This is a genomic window from Variovorax sp. SPNA7, from assembly GCF_033807855.1.
Lineage (GTDB): Bacteria > Pseudomonadota > Gammaproteobacteria > Burkholderiales > Burkholderiaceae_C > Variovorax > Variovorax beijingensis.
The window spans coordinates 3,381,109-3,396,807 of the sequence record NZ_CP138513.1; the positions used below are offsets into that span (position 1 = coordinate 3,381,109).

General features: G+C 68.2%; 14 protein-coding genes. 7 read left to right on the forward strand and 7 right to left on the reverse strand.

Features of this window, described 5'->3' with window-relative positions; all coding sequences use genetic code 11:
* Nucleotides 1–3: 3 nt before the first annotated feature.
* A complete protein-coding gene (locus tag RZE77_RS15870; RefSeq protein WP_018904550.1) occupies nucleotides 4–438 on the forward strand; it encodes an RNA-binding S4 domain-containing protein in 435 nt (144 codons plus the stop codon).
* A gap of 48 nt (nucleotides 439–486) precedes the next feature.
* Nucleotides 487–1,293, forward strand: coding sequence for a PPK2 family polyphosphate kinase (locus RZE77_RS15875; RefSeq protein ID WP_319438274.1), 807 nt, complete (start codon nucleotides 487–489; stop codon nucleotides 1,291–1,293).
* Nucleotides 1,294–1,308: 15 nt separating this feature from the next.
* On the opposite strand, the gene RZE77_RS15880 is transcribed toward RZE77_RS15875, so the two are convergent.
* Together RZE77_RS15880 and RZE77_RS15885 are read right to left on the reverse strand one after the other, a co-directional pair.
* Complete coding sequence (locus RZE77_RS15880) at nucleotides 1,309–1,980, reverse strand: hypothetical protein (RefSeq protein WP_319438275.1); 672 nt, start codon at nucleotides 1,978–1,980, stop codon at nucleotides 1,309–1,311.
* A gap of 135 nt (nucleotides 1,981–2,115) precedes the next feature.
* Nucleotides 2,116–3,231 (reverse strand): substrate-binding domain-containing protein, encoded by a 1,116-nt coding sequence (locus RZE77_RS15885; protein ID WP_319438276.1) that lies wholly within the window; start codon nucleotides 3,229–3,231, stop codon nucleotides 2,116–2,118.
* Nucleotides 3,232–3,354: 123 nt separating this feature from the next.
* Between RZE77_RS15885 and RZE77_RS15890 the strand changes: the two genes are divergently transcribed.
* The 5 genes from RZE77_RS15890 to RZE77_RS15910 are packed head-to-tail and all read left to right on the forward strand — an operon-like array spanning nucleotide 3,355 to nucleotide 9,342.
* The gene (locus RZE77_RS15890; RefSeq protein WP_319438277.1) at nucleotides 3,355–3,819 is read left to right on the forward strand and encodes a formate dehydrogenase subunit gamma; all 465 of its coding nucleotides are present in this window, start codon (nucleotides 3,355–3,357) and stop codon (nucleotides 3,817–3,819) included.
* Nucleotides 3,816–5,372 (forward strand): formate dehydrogenase beta subunit, encoded by a 1,557-nt coding sequence (locus RZE77_RS15895; protein ID WP_319438278.1) that lies wholly within the window; start codon nucleotides 3,816–3,818, stop codon nucleotides 5,370–5,372. The genes RZE77_RS15890 and RZE77_RS15895 overlap by 4 nt, the downstream gene beginning before the upstream one ends.
* Nucleotides 5,373–5,402: 30 nt before the next feature.
* Nucleotides 5,403–8,276, forward strand: a complete 2,874-nt coding sequence (gene fdhF, locus RZE77_RS15900; protein ID WP_319438279.1) for a formate dehydrogenase subunit alpha — start codon at nucleotides 5,403–5,405, stop codon at nucleotides 8,274–8,276.
* Nucleotides 8,273–9,109 carry a formate dehydrogenase accessory sulfurtransferase FdhD gene (fdhD, locus tag RZE77_RS15905; RefSeq protein WP_319438280.1) on the forward strand — a complete coding sequence of 279 codons (837 nt, stop codon included), beginning with the start codon at nucleotides 8,273–8,275 and terminating at the stop codon, nucleotides 9,107–9,109. The genes fdhF and fdhD overlap by 4 nt, the downstream gene beginning before the upstream one ends.
* Nucleotides 9,110–9,117: 8 nt before the next feature.
* The gene (locus RZE77_RS15910) at nucleotides 9,118–9,342 is read left to right on the forward strand and encodes a formate dehydrogenase subunit delta (RefSeq protein WP_319438281.1); all 225 of its coding nucleotides are present in this window, start codon (nucleotides 9,118–9,120) and stop codon (nucleotides 9,340–9,342) included.
* A gap of 16 nt (nucleotides 9,343–9,358) precedes the next feature.
* Here RZE77_RS15910 and fba read toward each other — a convergent pair whose 3' ends face one another.
* The 5 genes from fba to RZE77_RS15935 are packed head-to-tail and all read right to left on the reverse strand — an operon-like array spanning nucleotide 9,359 to nucleotide 15,696.
* Entirely contained in the window at nucleotides 9,359–10,375 is a 1,017-nt protein-coding gene (fba, locus tag RZE77_RS15915) for a class II fructose-bisphosphate aldolase (protein ID WP_018904556.1), read from the reverse strand.
* Between the two features lie 40 nt (nucleotides 10,376–10,415).
* Nucleotides 10,416–11,597, reverse strand: a complete 1,182-nt coding sequence (locus RZE77_RS15920) for a phosphoglycerate kinase (RefSeq protein ID WP_319438282.1) — start codon at nucleotides 11,595–11,597, stop codon at nucleotides 10,416–10,418.
* Nucleotides 11,594–13,633, reverse strand: a complete 2,040-nt coding sequence (gene tkt, locus RZE77_RS15925; protein WP_319438283.1) for a transketolase — start codon at nucleotides 13,631–13,633, stop codon at nucleotides 11,594–11,596. The genes RZE77_RS15920 and tkt overlap by 4 nt, the downstream gene beginning before the upstream one ends.
* Before the next feature lie 56 nt (nucleotides 13,634–13,689).
* Nucleotides 13,690–14,568, reverse strand: coding sequence for a phosphoribulokinase (locus RZE77_RS15930; protein WP_319438284.1), 879 nt, complete (start codon nucleotides 14,566–14,568; stop codon nucleotides 13,690–13,692).
* A 51-nt stretch (nucleotides 14,569–14,619) separates the two neighbouring features.
* Nucleotides 14,620–15,696, reverse strand: a complete 1,077-nt coding sequence (locus tag RZE77_RS15935; protein WP_319438285.1) for a class 1 fructose-bisphosphatase — start codon at nucleotides 15,694–15,696, stop codon at nucleotides 14,620–14,622.
* Between the last annotated feature and the right edge of the window lie 3 nt (nucleotides 15,697–15,699).

Consider the following 15,699-nt stretch of genomic DNA (forward strand, 5'->3'; position numbering starts at 1 on the left):
CATATGGATCGCCTGCGCATCGACAAATGGCTCTGGGCCGCCCGCTTCTTCAAGACGCGCTCGCTGGCCGCGGACGAAATCGGCAAGAACCGGGTGCAGGTCAACGGCGACATCGCCAAGGCCTCGCGCGAGGTCAAGCCGGGGGACACGGTGGCCATCCGCCTGGGCGCAGTGACGCGAACCGTCACGGTGCGCGGCCTGAGCGGCCAGCGCGGGCCGGCGCCGGTGGCGCAGCAGCTCTACGAAGAAACGCCCGAGAGCATTGCCGCGCAGGCCGCCATGCGCGAGCAGCGCCGCATGGGCAGCGAGCCGGCGCTGGCCATCGAGCAGGGCCGCCCCACCAAGCGCGACCGGCGCGAGCTCGACGGCGCCGCGCGGCATGCCGAATGGGACAGCCGCTGGAGCGCTTCCATCGATCCGGACGAGAGCGAGCGCTGACCGGCACCGATCGCGTACGCTGCGTGCTTTTGCACGGAGTCCGGATTCATGGCCAGCTTCAAGAAATACCGCGTCGACAGCAAATTCAAACTCTCGCAGGTGGACCCCGGCGAATCTCCGTTCCTGGACGGCGACGAAGCCGCCCAGCTCGCCGAGATCGACACCCTGGCCATCGAACTCGACGAAATGCAGAACCTGCTGCATGCCGAGGGCCGCCGCAAGGTCCTGCTGGTGCTGCAGGGCATGGACACCAGCGGCAAGGACGGCACCGTCCGCTGGGTCTTCTCGCGCACCTCCCCGCTGGGCGTGCGCGTCACCGCCTTCAAGGCGCCCAGCGACGACGAGCGCGCGCACGACTATCTCTGGCGCTGCCATGCGGTGGTGCCGCGCAGCGGCGAGATCGCGGTGTGGAACCGCAGCCACTACGAAGACGTGCTGGTGCCCGCGGTCGAAGGCTGGATCGACAAGGCCGAGACCCATCGGCGCTATGCGCAGATCAACGATTTCGAGCGCCTGCTCGTCGAGACCGGCACGGTGATCGTCAAGTGCATGCTGCACATCGACAAGGACACGCAGCGCGAACGCCTGCAGGCGCGCATCGACACGCCCGGCAAGCAATGGAAGTTCAATGTGGGCGACCTCGAGGTGCGCACCAAGTGGAACGCCTACCAGCAGGCCTACGACAAGGCGCTGCGCGCCACCTCGACGGAGCACGCGCCCTGGTACGTGATACCGGCCAACAACAAGCGGCACCGCAACCTGATGATCGCGCGGCTCCTGATGAAGATCCTGCGGCAGATGAAGCTCAAGGCGCCGCCCGCCGACCCGGCCCTCAAGGGCATGCTCATCAAGTGACGAGCGCCGGCGTCGTCAGGAGGCGCGCCGGACGGCCGACTGGCCCAGCACGCGGCACTTGCCGAATTCGCAGCGCACGGCCCAGGCCGTGCCGTTCGAGCATGGCACGCTGTACGACTCGTAGCCCGGACCCTTGGCCGTGAGTTCGGCGCGCGGCTGGATGCTGCACTGCCCGGCCCTCGCAAGCACTTCGGCGTTGTAGGTGTCGACCCCGGTCCTGCGCGGCGCCATCGCCACTTCCGGATTGAAGGCATGGCCGTAGAAGGTGTCGCGCACGTTCGGGTCGAGGTTGCGGTAGCCACGCTTGGCCATGCAGTGCACCACGGCGATCTGCTGGTGCTCGGCAATCAGGTCTGCGCTGGGCCGGTAGGACATGTCGATCACCGCGGCCGAAATGCCGGTGTACGAGGCCGCTGCCACGATGCCCTGTCCATGCACCGTGATCAGGCCCAGGCCCAATGCGAGCCACATGGCGTCGCCGGTTTCGCTGCGCGCGGTGATCCGCGTGGCCGCCGTGCGGCAATCGGCCACGTCGCTGTCGTAGCGGGCCCGGTCCACGCCTTCCATGGCGACCATGGGCACGTACGACAGCCCCGATCCGGTTCCAGGTTGCGTCGGCGTGGGCGGCGTGCTGACGCACCCTGCCAACGCAACAACGGCGCACACGATGCTCAGCAGCAGCTTCATGGAGATCCCTCGTCCTCTTCGCGATAGTTCGGGCGATTTAACCATACAGATGGTTACTTTTGAGCCTGCTTTGTCGCGAAGTTGCGACGAAGGAGTTGCTGAGTGCTTTTTGCTGACAGCGAAAGAGAGCCCCTGCTACCTGGACCGCGTGGCCGTGCGGCGCTTGCCGGCCGGCGCGGGGCGAAGCGATTCGAAGGCCTCCGGCAGCGACAGCACGCGGCCGCAGTTCACCGCCTGGTAGCCGGGCAGCCGGTTCACGGCGCCCTGGTAGGCCTCGCTCTGCAGGATGTCCAGCATCCGCCGCACGATGGGTGCGGCGAGCGAGCGCTCCTCGCACAGCAGGAAGTAGCGCTCCACCTGGTTGGAGATGAAGTCCAGCTTGAACTGGCGCGCCGGCGTTTCCACGCCATAGCCCGCGTCGGCCATGCCGCTGGCCACGAAGGCGGCCACCGCCGCATGCGTGAACTCGCACTGCTCGTAGCCCTTGATGGCCTCGGGCGCGATGCCCTGCTCGCGCAGTTGCAGGTCGAACAGGTAGCGCGTGCCCGAGCCCGCCTGCCGGTTGATGAAGCGCACGCCGGGACGCGCCAGGTCGGCCAGCGTGTAGATCTTCTTCGGGTTGCCGGGCGCCACCATCAGGCCCTGGTGCCGCGTCGCCATGCCGATGACCTTCTGCGTATCGGCGTTGAGCCAGGGCCCGTAGTGCGCGACGGCCTCGGCCTCGAACGCGCCCAGCGGCACGTGGAAGCCCGCGACGTCGCAGCTGCCGTGGTGCAGCGAGGCCACGGCTTCCTCGCTGCCGCAGTAGCGCAGATCGCCCGGCACCTGCGCCGCGGCCAGGAAGCCATGCAGCGCCTCGATCGCGAAGCCGTGGCTCGCGTGGATGCGCAGCAGCGTGGGCGCGGTGGGAATCAGCTTCTCGATTTCCGCGCCCAGTTCGGAGGCCAGCGAATCCAGCAGCGGCGACAGCCGTGCGGTGATGCGGCGGTCGGCCCACACCAGCTTTTCGCCGAGCGGCGTGAGGCTGGAACCCTTGCCGCGCCGCATGGCCACCAGCGGCTGGCCGAACATGGCTTCGCCCTGGCGGATCAGCTCCCATGCATGGCGGTACGACACGCCGGACGCGGTGCAGGCGCTCGAAAGGCTGCCGTGCTCCAGCACCTGCACCAGCAGTTCGATCACCCGCGGCGCCAGGGCCGCGCCGTCGGTCTGGCGGATGGTCCATTGCGGCCTGATGTGCACTTCATGCATGAGTTTCGGCTTTCCAAAGCATATTTATTGGGCTGAACGCTTCATATTGTGGCATTCGACGCCTCTCCATAGACTCGCGCCACCACGAGTACTGCAGCCCCAACTTTAGGAGATTCAAAGCATATGAACAATCTGGGCATCGCGGCATCCATCGCCGCCGCGCACAAGGACACGCCGGGCGGGTTGCTTCCTGCGCTGCACGGCATCCAGGACGCGCTGGGGCATGTTCCGCCCGACGCGGTTCCCCTCATCGCCGAGCAGTTCAACCTGTCGCGCGCCGAGGTGCATGGCGTGGTCAGCTACTACCACCACTTCCGCTCGGCCCCGGCGGGCCGGCTGCTGGTGCAGGTCTGCCGTGCCGAGGCCTGCAAGGCGATGGGTGCGGACGCGCTGCTCGCGCATGCCGGGCAGCACCTGGGCTGCGGCGTGCACGGCACCTCGGCGGACGGCCAGTGCTCGCTGGAGCCGGTGTTCTGCCTCGGCCTGTGCGCCTCGTCGCCCGCCATCGCGGTAAACGGCGAGGTGCATGCGCGCATCACGCCGGCGCTGTTCGACGACATCGCCCGGGAAGCACGGAGCGCCTCATGACAATCACCGTCTATGTCCCCCGCGACTCCGCGGCGCTGGCGGTCGGCGCCGACCGGGTGGCGCGGCAGATCGAAGCACAAGCCCATGCGCGCAATGCCGACGTGCGCATCGTGCGCAACGGCTCGCGCGGCCTGTTCTGGCTGGAAACGCTGATCGAGGTGGCCACGCCGCAAGGCCGCGTGGCCTATGGCCCGGTCACGGGCGCCGACGTTGCGGGCCTGTTCGACGCCGGCTTTCTTTCGGGCGACGCCCATGCGCTGAGCCTGGGCCTGACCGAAGAAATCCCCTACCTGAAGAAGCAGGAGCGCCTGACCTTCGCGCGCATGGGCCTGACCGATCCGGTGTCCGTGGCCGACTACGAGGCGCACGAGGGCTTTGCCGGACTGCGCCGCGCGCTCACCCTCGCACCGGCGGAGATCGTGCAGCAGGTGCTGGACTCCGGACTGCGCGGCCGCGGCGGCGCCGCATTCCCGGCCGGCATCAAATGGAAGACCGTGCTGGCCGCAGAGGCGCCGCAGAAATACATCGTCTGCAATGCCGACGAAGGCGACTCGGGCACCTTCTCGGACCGCATGACGATGGAAGGCGATCCGCTGATGCTGGTGGAAGGCATGGCCATCGCGGGCGTTGCAACCGGCGCGACCGAGGGCTACATCTACGTTCGCTCGGAATACCCGCATGCCATCGCCGCGCTGAGCGAGGCGATCCGCCATGCGGAGCAGGCGGGCTTCCTGGGCGACGACATCCTGGGCTCGGGCCACGCCTTCCGACTGACCGTGCGCAAGGCGGCCGGCGCCTACGTATGCGGCGAGGAAACCGCGCTGCTCGAAAGCCTGGAAGGCCGCCGCGGCATCGTGCGCGCCAAGCCGCCGCTGCCGGCGCTGCAGGGGCTCTTCGGCCAGCCGACCGTGATCAACAACGTGATCACGCTGGCGTCGGTGCCCCTCATCCTGGCGCGCGGCGCGGACTTCTACAAGCACTACGGCATGGGCCGTTCGCGCGGCACGCTGCCGTTCCAGCTGGCCGGCAACATCAGGCATGGCGGCCTGGTCGAGAAGGCCTTCGGCCTGAGCCTGCGCGAACTGCTCTACGACTTCGGCGGCGGCAGTGCCAGCGGCCGGCCGATCAAGGCGGTGCAGGTGGGCGGGCCGCTGGGCGCCTACGTGCCCGAATCGCAGTGGGACCTGCCTCTGGACTACGAGGCCTATGCGGCCGTGGGCGCGGTGGTCGGTCACGGCGGCATCGTGGTGCACGACGACACGGCTGACATGTCGCAACTGGCGCGCTACGCAATGGAGTTCTGCGCGCTCGAGTCCTGCGGCAAGTGCACGCCCTGCCGCATCGGCTCCACGCGCGGCGTGGAAGTGATCGACAAGATCACGAGCAACCAGAACCGGCCGCAGCAGGTCATCCTGCTGCGCGACCTGTGCGACACCATGCTGCACGGTTCGCTCTGCGCCATGGGTGGCATGACGCCCTACCCCGTGCTGTCGGCCATCAATCACTACCCCGAGGACTTCGGCATCGAAGCCCCTGACCGCGCCGCGGCCTGACCGGCGAGACGAACAGAGAGGAGACACCCCATGCTGAACCCATCGCAAGACATCGACCACGGCACGCCGCGCCGCGAGTCCACCGAGGAAGTCACGCTCGAGATCGACGGCATGCCGGTGACGGTGGCCAAGGGCACCTCGCTGATGCGCGCCGCGGTCGACGCGGGCGTGCAGGTGCCCAAGCTGTGCGCGACCGACAGCCTGGAGCCCTTCGGCTCCTGCCGGCTCTGCCTGGTGGAGATCGACGGGCGCAAGGGCTATCCGGCGTCGTGCACCACGCCGGCCGAAGCCGGCATGAAGGTGCGCACGCAAAGCCCGAGACTGCAGGAGCTGCGCAAGGGCGTGATGGAGCTCTACATCTCCGACCATCCGCTCGACTGCCTCACCTGTGCCGCCAACGGCGACTGCGAGCTGCAGGACATGGCCGGCGTCACGGGCCTGCGCAACGTGCGCTACGGCTATGACGGCGCCAACCACCTGAAGAGCGCCAAGGACGAGTCGAACCCCTACTTCACCTACGACCCGGCCAAGTGCATCGTCTGCAACCGCTGCGTGCGCGCCTGCGAAGAAACGCAGGGCACCTTCGCGCTCACCATCAGCGGACGCGGCTTCGAGTCGCGCGTGTCGCCGGGCCAGGACCAGCCCTTCATGGAGTCCGAATGCGTGAGCTGCGGCGCCTGCGTGCAGGCCTGCCCCACCGCCACGCTGCAGGAAAAATCGGTGATCTGGCTGGGCCAGGCCGAGCACAGCGCCATCACCACCTGCGCCTATTGCGGCGTGGGCTGCGGCTTCAAGGCCGAGATGAAGGGCAACGAAGTGGTGCGCATGGTGCCCTGGAAGGACGGCAAGGCCAACGAAGGCCACTCGTGCGTCAAGGGCCGCTTCGCCTGGGGCTACGCCACCCACAAGGACCGCGTGCTGAAGCCCATGATCCGCAGCAAGATCACCGACCCGTGGCGGGAGGTGAGCTGGGACGAAGCCGTCAACTACGCCGCCAGCGAATTCCGCCGCATCCAGGCCAAGTACGGCACCGATTCCATCGGCGGGCTGGTGTCCTCGCGCTGCACCAACGAAGAGGGCTACCTGGTGCAGAAGCTGGTGCGCGCAGCCTTCGGCAACAACAACGTCGACACCTGCGCGCGCGTGTGCCACTCGCCCACCGGCTACGGCCTGAAGCAGACCATGGGCGAATCGGCCGGCACGCAGACCTTCAAGTCGGTCGAGAAGTCGGACGTGATCATGGTGATCGGCGCCAATCCGTCCGACGGCCACCCGGTGTTCGCATCGCGCATGAAGAAGCGCCTGCGCGCCGGTGCCCGGCTGATCGTGATCGACCCGCGCACCATCGATCTCGTGAAGTCGCCCCACGTCAAGGCCGACCACCACCTCAAGCTCAAGCCCGGCACCAACGTGGCGGTCATCAGCGCGATGGCGCATGTGATCGTGACCGAAGGCCTGGTCGACGAAGCCTTCGTGGCCGAGCGTTGCGACCCCAAGTCGTTCAACGAGTGGCGCGAATTCGTCGCGCGCCCGGCCAACTCGCCCGAGGCCATGGAAGCAGTGACCGGCGTGCCGGCCGCCGAGCTGCGCGCTGCCGCGCGGCTCTTCGCACTGGGCCACGATGGCAAGAGGAATGCCGCCATCTACTACGGCCTGGGCGTGACGGAGCACAGCCAGGGCTCGACCATGGTCATGGGCATCGCCAACCTCGCCATGGCCACCGGCAACGTGGGCCGCGAAGGCGTGGGCGTGAACCCGCTGCGCGGCCAGAACAACGTGCAGGGTTCCTGCGACATGGGCTCGTTCCCGCACGAGCTGCCGGGCTACCGCCATGTGTCGGACAGCACCGCGCGCGGCAGCTTCGAAGACGCCTGGGGCGTGGCGCTGCGGGCCGAACCGGGGCTGCGTATTCCCAACATGTTCGATGCCGCCATCACCGGCAGCTTCAAGGGCCTGTATTGCGAAGGCGAGGACGTGGTCCAGTCGGACCCCAACACCCAGCACGTGGCCGAGGCGATGATGGCGATGGAATGCATCGTGGTGCAGGACCTGTTCCTGAACGAAACCGCCAAGTACGCGCACGTGTTCCTGCCGGGCGCGTCGTTCCTCGAGAAGGACGGCACCTTCACCAACGCCGAGCGCCGCATCTCGCGCGTCACCAAGGTCATGCCGCCCAAGGCCGGCTACGCCGACTGGGAGGTGACGCAGCTGCTCTCCAACGCGCTGGGCTATCCCATGAACTACGCGAGCGCCGAGGAGATCATGAATGAGATCGCCGCGCTCACACCCACCTTCACGGGCGTGAGCTACGCCAAGCTCGCGAAGCTGGGCAGCGTGCAGTGGCCCTGCAACGAGGCCGCACCGGAAGGCACGCCGACCATGCACATCGGCGAGTTCGTGCGCGGCAAGGGCAAGTTCATCATCACGCAGTACGTGCCGACCGACGAGAAGGTCACGCGCATGTACCCGCTGATCCTGACCACCGGACGCATCCTGTCGCAGTACAACGTGGGCGCCCAGACCCGCCGCACAGACAACAACCAGTGGCACAGCGAGGACCGGCTCGAAATCCATCCGGCCGACGCCGAGGACCGCGGCATTGCCGAGGGCGACTGGGTCGGCATCCGGAGCCGCGCCGGCGAAACCGTGCTGCGCGCCACCATCACCGAGCGCGTGCAACCGGGCGTGGTCTACACCACCTTCCACTTCCCCGAATCGGGCGCCAACGTCATCACCACCGACAACTCCGACTGGGCCACCAACTGTCCCGAGTTCAAGGTGACCGCGGTGCAGGTGATGCCGGTGATGCAGCCTTCCGAATGGCAGCAGGAGTACAGCCGGTTCAACGCGCTGCAGGAAGAACTGCTGAGCAGGCGCATCGAAGAAACGGCGGCCGCCAAGTGAACCTGTCCGACGTCCCACTGCGCCCCGGGAGCGCGGAACTGCTGCCCGTGCGCGGCGTGCGCGCACTCCAGGCCTTCGACAACCGCGACTGGGTGGCCGTGGAGGTGCCGGTCGCGCTGGAGTTCAACGGCATTGCGCACGCCGTGATGCTTGCAACGCCCACCGACCTGGCCGACTTCGCGCTGGGCTTCGCGCTCAGCGAGGGCATCCTGCTCGGGCGCAATGAGCTCTACGGTGTCGAGGAAGCGTACGCGCCCGAGGGCATCACGCTCAAGCTCGACGTGGCGGGCGCGGCCTTCGCGCGGCTGAAGGAGCGCCGCCGCTCGATGGCCGGGCGCACGGGCTGCGGCCTGTGCGGCGCCGAGAGCCTGGCGCATGTCACGCGCGCGCTGCCGCCACTGCCCGAGGGCTCGGCGCTTTCGACCCGCGTCGTGGCGCGCGGCATGCGGGAGCTGGCATCGATGCAGGTGCTGCAGAAAGTCACCGGCGCCGTGCACGCGGCGGCCTGGTGCAGCGCGGAGGGCGAAGCCCTGCTGGTGCGCGAGGACGTCGGCCGCCACAACGCGCTCGACAAGCTCGTCGGCGCGCTCGCAAGAAGCAGCGTGGCCGCCTCCACCGGCTTCATCGCGGTGACCAGCCGCGCGAGTTTCGAGATGGTGCAGAAAACCGTCGCCGCCGGTGTGCCGCTGCTGGCGGCCGTATCGGCCTCGACCTCGCTGGCCACGGCCATTGCAGAGGACGCGGGCCTGACGCTGGCGGGCTTCGTGCGCGGCGACGACTTGGTCATCTACACCCACCCGTGGCGGCTCAACGGCCTGCCCGCCAACGCCTGAGTTTTTTTATGCACGTCGACCAGCTGATCCGCATGGTGAACCAGATGGGCAGCTTCTTCGAAGCCATGCCCGACCGCAGCGAAGCCCTGCATGACCTTGCGCTGCACCTGAGGCGTTTCTGGGAACCGCGCATGCGGCGCGAGCTGCTGGCGCACCTGGACGCCGGCGGACCAGGGGAACTGAACCCCGTGTCGGCCGAGGCGATCCGCGTGCACCGGGCGCTGCTCGAATAGCAGCGCGGCACAGTGCCTACTGCAGCGCCGCCGGCTTGATCCGCGACGCCATGCCGGCGGTGCCGAAGGCCTGGAAGCGGTCGATGCAGACGTCGCGCGCGGCCGCGGTCGCCTCCTTCAGGAACTTGCGCGGATCGAATTCGCTGCGGTCCTGGCCCATGGCGCGGCGCATGGCGCCCGTCATCGCGAGCCGGATGTCGGTGTCGATGTTGACCTTGCGCACGCCATGGCGGATGCCCTCCTGGATCTCCTCCACCGGCACGCCGTAGGTTTCCTTGATGTCGCCGCCGAAGTCGCGGATCACGGCCAGCCATTCCTGCGGCACCGACGAGGAGCCGTGCATCACGAGGTGCGTCTTCGGAATGCGCGCATGGATCTCCTTGATGCGGTCGATCGCGAGGATGTCGCCGGTCGGCTTGCGGCTGAACTTGTAGGCGCCATGCGAAGTGCCGATGGCAATGGCCAGCGCATCCACGCCGGTGCGCGACACGAAGTCGACCGCCTGCTGCGGATCGGTCAGCAGCTGGTCGTGCGTCAGCACGCCCTCGGCGCCGCTGCCGTCTTCCTCGCCGGCCATGCCCGACTCGAGCGAGCCGAGGCAGCCCAGCTCGCCCTCGACCGAGACGCCGACCGCATGCGCCATCTCCACCACCCGGCTCGTCACGCCCACGTTGTAGTCGTAGCTCGCGGGCGTTTTCGCGTCTTCCATCAGCGAGCCGTCCATCATCACGCTGGTGAAGCCCGAGCGGATGGCCTGCATGCACATCGACGGGCTCGCGCCGTGGTCCTGGTGCATCACGATCGGGATCTCGGGGTACATCTCGGCAGCGGCCTCGACCATCTTGCGCAGGAAGGCTTCGCCCGCGTACTTGCGCGCACCGGCCGAGGCCTGCAGGATGACCGGGCTGTCGGTCTTGCGCGCGGCCTGCATGATGGCCTGGATCTGCTCCAGGTTGTTGACGTTGAACGCCGGCACGCCGTACTGGTGCTCGGCGGCGTGGTCCAGCAATTGGCGCAGCGAAATCATGGCCATGGGAAGCTCCTGTGGATGTGGAAAATCGGTAATGGGGGCATCAATGCCTGCGGTCCTGGAGCGCCTTGACAGCGGGCAGGCTCTTGCCTTCGAGGAATTCGAGGAACGCGCCGCCCGCCGTCGAGACGTAGTCGATGCACTCCTCCACCTCGAACTGGTTGATGGCGGCCACGGTGTCGCCGCCGCCCGCGAGCGAGAACGCGTCCATGCGCGCGATCGCGTGGGCCAGCGTGCGCGTGCCGTGCGAGAACTGCTCGATCTCGAACACGCCGAGCGGGCCGTTCCAGACGATGGTCCTGCACTGGCCGAGCATCGCGACGAGTTGCGCCACCGACTCCGGGCCAAAGTCCAGGATCATGTCGTCCGGCGCCACGTCGGCCACGGCCTTCACAGTCGCCATTGCGTTCGGCGAGAACTCGGTGGCCGTGACCACGTCGGTCGGCATGAAGAGCTGCGCACCGCGCGCCGAGAGCGCCGCGGCCACGGCGCGCGCTGTGTCCACCATCTCGGGTTCGCACAGCGACCGGCCGACCGGATGGCCCGCCGCCAGCAAAAAGGTGTTGGCCATGCCGCCGCCCACCACCAGCCACTCGACCTGCGCCGCGAGCGACTCGAGGATCGACAGCTTGGTCGACACCTTGGCGCCGCCGACGATCGCGGCCAGCGGCCGCGCGGGGTTCGCGAGCGCACGGCCGAGCGCATTGAGTTCCGACGCCATCAGCGGTCCGGCGCAGGCAATGGGCGCGAGCCGTGCCAGCGCCTCGGTGGTGGCCTCGGCGCGGTGCGCGGTGCCGAAGGCATCATTCACGTACACGTCGCACAGGGCCGCCATGCGCCGCGCCAAGGCTTCGGCATTCGCCTTCTCGCCGACGTTCGCGCGGCAGTTCTCTAGCAGCGCCACCTGGCCGGGCGCCACGTCGAAGGGGCGATCGAGCCAGTCGCCGATCAGCGCCACCGGCGCGCCCAGCAGTTCGCCGAGTCGCTTCGCCACCGGCGCGAGCGATTCGCCGGGTGCAAGCTGGCCTTCCTTCGGGCGGCCCAGGTGCGAAGCGACCATCACGCGCGCCCCTTGCGACAGCGCGTGGCGGATGCCGCCCAGGCTGGCGCGGATGCGCGTGTCGTCGCTGATGCGCCCCGAGGCATCGAGCGGCACGTTGAGATCGCAGCGGATGAACACGCGCTGCCCGCGCAGGTCGATCTGGTCGAGCGTGTTGAAGCTCATGCGGCCTCTTTCAGGCTGGCCAGTGCGGCGTTCGCAAGCAGTCGGCGGGCGCGCTCGGCCACCACTTCGGCCGTGAGGCCGAGCAGCTTGAAGAGCTCGCCGGCCGGCGCCGATTCGCCGAAACGGTCGAGCCCGACCACGTCGCCGTATTCACCGACGAACTTCCACCACAGGCCCGTGCTGCCGGCCTCCACCGCCACGCGCGGCAGGTGACGCGGAATCACCGCATGGCGCCACTCGGCGTCCTGGCGTTCGAACACGTCCATGCATGGCACGGACACCACGCGCGCCTCGATGCCTTCCTGCGCCAGCAAGGCCGCGGCGGCCAACGCGACGCCGACTTCGGAGCCGCTTGCCAGCAGCGCCACGCACTCGGCCTCCGGTCGGCGCAGTACGTAGGCGCCGCGCGCGACCGACTCGATGCGCTCGCCGCTGTCGCCGGCATGCGGCAGCGCCTGGCGTGTCAGCAGCAGGCAGCTCGGCCCGTCCACACGGCGCAGCGCCTGGCGCCAGGCCACGGCCGTCTCGGTGGCATCGGCGGGCCGCCAGACATCGACATCGGGAATCAGCCGCAGGCTCGAGGCATGCTCCACCGGCTGGTGCGTCGGGCCGTCCTCGCCGAGCCCGATGGAGTCGTGCGTGAAGACGTAGATCACCGGCAGCTTCATCAGCGCCGACATGCGCACGCCGTTGCGCGCGTAGTCGGAAAAGGTCAGGAAGGTACCGCCGAAGGGACGGAAGCCGCCATGCAGCGCGAGCCCGTTCATGATGGCCGCCATGCCGAACTCGCGCACGCCGTAGTGCACGTGGTTGCCGGTGCCGGTGCCCTTGAGCGCGCGGTGGCCTTTCCAGTCGGTGAGGTTCGATCCCGTGAGGTCGGCCGAGCCGCCGATCAGCTCGGGCATCGCGGGGCCGACCTCGTCGAGCACCTGCTGCGAAGCCTTGCGCGTGGCGACCGATGCCTTGCGCTGTTCCGCGCCCGACGCGGCCGAGTCCAGTGCCGCTTCGGCCTTCGCAGTGAGCGGCGCATCGGTGCGGTGGCGCCGCAGCAGCTCGCGCGCGAGCGCCGGATGCTCCTGTGCATAGGCGGCGAAGCGCTCCTGCCAGGCCTTGTGCAGCGCGGCACCCGATTCGCGCGCCGACCAGGCCTCTGCAATATCCGCCGGCACCTCGAAAGGCGCGGCGCTCCAGCCGAGCGCCTGACGCGTCAGCGCGATCTCGGCATCGCCCAGCGCCTCGCCGTGCGCCTTCGCGGTACCGGCGCGGTTCGGCGAGCCCTGGCCGATGCGTGTCTTGCAGCACACCAGCACCGGGCGGTCCGCGGCCGTGGCGCGTTCAATGGCCGCGTCGAGCGCCGCGGCGTCATGACCGTCGACATCGCGCAGCACGGTCCAGCCGTAGGCTTCGAAGCGGCCCGGTGTGTCGTCGCTGAACCAGCCGCCGACCTCGCCATCGATCGAGATGCCGTTGTCGTCGTAGAACGCCACCAGCTTGTTCAAGCGCCAGGTCCCTGCGAGCGAACAGGCCTCGTGGCTGATGCCTTCCATCAGGCAGCCGTCGCCCAGGAACACATAGGTGCGGTGGTCGATCACCTCGTGGCCGGGCCGGTTGAATTCCTCGGCCAGCAGCTTCTCGGCCAGCGCCATGCCCACCGCATTGCTGATGCCCTGCCCGAGCGGCCCGGTGGTGGTTTCCACGCCGGGCGTGACGCCGACCTCGGGGTGGCCCGGCGTGCGCGAATGCAGCTGGCGGAAGCGCCGCAGCTCCTCCATCGGCAGCGCATAGCCGCTCAGGTGCAGCAGCGCATAGAGCAGCATCGAGCCGTGGCCGTTGGAAACGACGAAGCGGTCGCGGTTCATCCAGCGCGGATCGGCCGGGTCGTGCCGCAGATGGTGCCGCCACAGCGCTTCGGCGATGTCGGCCATGCCCATCGGCATGCCCGGATGGCCCGAATTGGCGGCTTGCACGGCGTCCATGGCCAGCGCGCGGATGGCGTTGGCGCACTGCGTGCGCAAGGCGAGGTTTTCAATCGTCATGCGAAGGTCCGGTTGGTTCGTTTTTTTGCGTGAGGTGCTTGTTCGGAGCACGCGCGCTAGATCGCGTAGGCCTTCTTGCGCCGCTCCATGAGACGCAGGATCATCGGCGTGAAGATCAGCTGCATCGCGAGTTCCATCTTTCCGCCCGGCACCACCAGCGTGTTGGCGCGCGACATGAAGGAGTCGTGCAGCATGCTCAGCAGGTACGGAAAGTCGAAGCCGATCGGGTTGGCGAAGCGGATCACCACCAGGCTCTCGTCCGGGCTCGGGATGGTGCGCGCAATGAACGGGTCGGAGGTGTCGACCACCGGCACGCGCTGGAAGTTGATGTGGGTGCGCGTGAACTGCGGGCAGATGTAGTGCACGTACTCGTTCATGCGGCGCAGGATCACGTCGGTCACGGCCTCGGTCGAATAGCCGCGCGTGTTCTTGTCGCGGTGCAGCTTCTGGATCCACTCGAGGTTGATCACCGGCACCACGCCGATCAGCAGGTCGACGTGGCGCGCGATGTCGACCTTCTCGGTGGTCACGCCGCCATGCAGGCCTTCGTAGAAAAGCAGCTCGCTGTCGGGCAGCGTTTCCCACGGCGTGAAGGTGCCGGGGTCCTGCTTGTAGGGCGCCGCCTCCACCGCGTCGTGCAGATACTTGCGGCTCTGGCCGACGCCCGCTTCGCCATAGTCGCGGAACAGCGCCTCGAGCTCGGCGAACAGGTTGGCGTCTTCGCCGAAGTGGCTGAAGTTGCGGTTGCCGGCGGCCTCGGCCTCGGCCATGGCCACCTTCATGGAATTGCGGTCGTAGCGGTGGAAGCTGTCGCCTTCCACGATGGCCGCCTTGACGCTCTCGCGGCGGAAGATGTTCTCGAAGGTCCGCGTGACGGATGTGGTGCCCGCGCCGGACGAACCGGTGATGGCAACGATGGGATGTTTGGCTGACATGGTGGCCTCGGGGAGATGAAGAATTCGTGCGGAGCGGCAGGGCCTCGCGGTTCAGGCGGCGGTCGCGAACAGGCCGCGCTTGCCGAACAGCGGCGCCTGGTAGGTGTCCTGCGGCTCCTCGCTGTGGTAGGCCTCCACGCGCGCCACCTCGTCGGACGATCCGAAGACGAAGCCGATGCGCTGGTGGATCGACTCCGGCTCGACCGTCATCAGGCGCCGCCGGCCGGTGCTGGCCATGCCGCCGGCCTGCTCGATCAGGAACGAGATCGGGTTGGCCTCGTAGAGCAGCCGCAGCCGCCCGTCGCGGCCCGATTCCTTGCTGTCGCGCGGGTACATGAAGACACCGCCGCGCATCAGGATGCGGTGCGTCTCGGCCACCAGCGAGGCGATCCACCGCATGTTGAAGTCGATGCCGCGCGGGCCTTCCTTGCCGGCCAGGCATTCGTCGACATAGCGCTTCACGGCCGGCTCCCAGAAGCGGCTGTTCGAGGCGTTGATCGCGAACTCGCTGGTCTGCCGCGGAATGCTCAGGTTCGGATGGCTCAGCACCCATTCGCCCAGTTGGGGATCGAGCGTGAAGGCGTGCGTGCCGTTGCCCAGCGTCAGCACCAGCATGGTCGAAGGGCCGTAGATCGCATAGCCGGCGCCGACCTGCTCGGTGCCGGGCTGCAGAAAGTCTTCAGGCTTGGCGTCGGCCTCGGGCGTGGGCGCGCGCAGGATCGAGAAGATGCTGCCCACCGCCACGTTGACGTCGATGTTCGACGAGCCGTCGAGCGGATCGAACAGCAGCAGGTACTTTCCGCGCGGGTACTGCTGCTGCGGCGGCAGGTACGGCTCTTCCATCTCTTCCGAGACCATGCCCGCCACGTGGCCGCCCCACTCGTTGGCGCGCAGGAACATGTCGTTGCTCAGCACGTCGAGCGTCTTCTGTTCCTCGCCCTGCACGTTCTGCGTGCTGGCGCTGCCGAGCACGTCGCCCAGCGCGCCGAGCGCCACCTTGCGCGAGATCGCCTTGCAGGCAAGGGAGACGTCGGTAATGAGCGCGTTGAGCGCGCCCGTGGCACCGGGGTGGCGGCGGCGCTCCTCGATGATGTACTGGGTCAGCGTGGCCTTGCCTGCAATGGGCATGAT